This window comes from Streptomyces sp. VTCC 41912 (genome assembly GCF_045799175.1).
Taxonomy (GTDB): Bacteria; Actinomycetota; Actinomycetes; order Streptomycetales; family Streptomycetaceae; genus Streptomyces; species Streptomyces albulus_C.
Genome location: NZ_JBJMAB010000093.1, coordinates 1 through 1,661, shown reverse-complemented (window position 1 = coordinate 1,661; position 1,661 = coordinate 1). Strand labels below are relative to the sequence as shown.

The following is a 1,661-nucleotide window of genomic DNA, read 5'->3' as shown; positions in this document are numbered from 1 at the left end:
GCCAGGTCGTCCGTAAGGTGCGCGACGACCTCGTCCTCCGTCGCCTGGACGGCGATCATCGCACCGCCTTGCGGAAGCGCCTGCATCAACCGAGCACGAGCCGCCACCAAACGGCACGCATCCGCCAACGACAGCACGCCCGCGACGTGCGCCGCCGCAATCTCACCGATCGAGTGACCGGCCACGAAGTCCGGCCGCACACCCCAACTCTCCACCAGACGGAACAGGGCGACTTCCACAGCGAACAACGCCGGCTGCGCCCAACCGGTCTCATTCAACCGATCGGCGTCATCACCCCACATCACCTCCCGCAACCCGACCTGACCGGGCAGTTCAGCATCCAGACCATCGACGACCTCGTCCAACGCCCCCGCGAACACCCGGAACCGGCCGTACAACCCACGCCCCATACCGAGGCGTTGGGATCCCTGGCCCGAGAACAACACGGCCGAACCACCTGCGGACACCGAGTCGGTGACGACGGTCGGATCGGGTGCTCCGCATGCCAGCGCGTCCAGGGCGCCCAGGGCGTCGACGGGATCCATCGCGTCGCCGACGAGGACGACCGCACGGTGGTCGAACGTCGAACGGGTCGTCGCCAGCGAGTGGCCGACGTCGATCGGGCGCGTTCCGGGCCGCTCCGCCAGAAGGGCGCGCAGGCGTGCTGCCTGGCCGCGCAGGGCCTCCGGCGACTTGCCGGACAGCACCCACGGCACCACGGGCAGCTGCACCTGGGCCTTCTCCGGTACTGCGTGCTGCTGGGCCGTCGGCTGTTCGAGGATGACGTGGGCGTTGGTGCCGCTGATGCCGAACGAGGAGACGCCGGCGCGCCGGGCCCGACCGGTCTCCGGCCACGCCGTCTCGTCCGTCAATAGTTCGACCGCTCCGGTGCTCCAGTCGACGTGCGAGGACGGGGCGTCGACGTGCAGGGTCCGGGGCAGGGTGCCGTGCCGCATCGCCAACACCATCTTGATGATGCCCGCGACACCGGCCGCGGCCTGGGTGTGACCGATGTTGGACTTGATCGAACCGAGCCACAGCGGCCGGTCGGCATCGCGGTCACGGCCGTAGGTCGCAAGCAGCGCCTGGGCCTCGATCGGGTCACCGAGAGTGGTGCCCGTGCCGTGCGCCTCGACCACGTCCACGTCGGCCGGGGACAAGCCTCCGCTGGCCAGTGCCTGGCGGATCACTCGCTGCTGGGACGGTCCGTTGGGAGCGGTGAGACCGTTCGACGCGCCGTCTTGGTTGACCGCCGAACCGCGCACCACCGCCAGGATCTCGTGACCGTTGCGGACGGCGTCCGACTGGCGCTCCAGCACCAGCATGCCGACGCCCTCGGACCAGCCGACACCGTCCGCCGCCTCCGCGAACGCCTTGGATCGGCCGTCGGGGGCCAGGCCGCGCTGGCGCGAGAACTCCACGAACGTGCCGGGGGTGGACATCACCGTCACACCACCGGCCAGTGCGAGGGTGCACTCGCCGGCCCGGAGGGCTTGCGCCGCGAGGTGCAGGGCGACCAGGGAGGAGGAGCATGCGGTGTCGACGGTGACGGCCGGGCCTTCGAGACCGAGGGTGTAGGAGACGCGGCCGGAGGCGACGCTGCCGGCGCTGCCCTGGCCCTGGAACCCCTCGAACTCCCTACCGCCCAGGATGCTCCCGTA

General features: G+C 70.7%; 1 protein-coding gene. It reads right to left on the bottom strand.

Annotated elements, in window-relative coordinates; translation table 11 throughout:
• Window positions 1-1,661 (bottom strand): type I polyketide synthase (locus ACJ6WD_RS41255; RefSeq protein WP_407617808.1); only part of this gene is annotated, 1,661 nt, incomplete at both ends.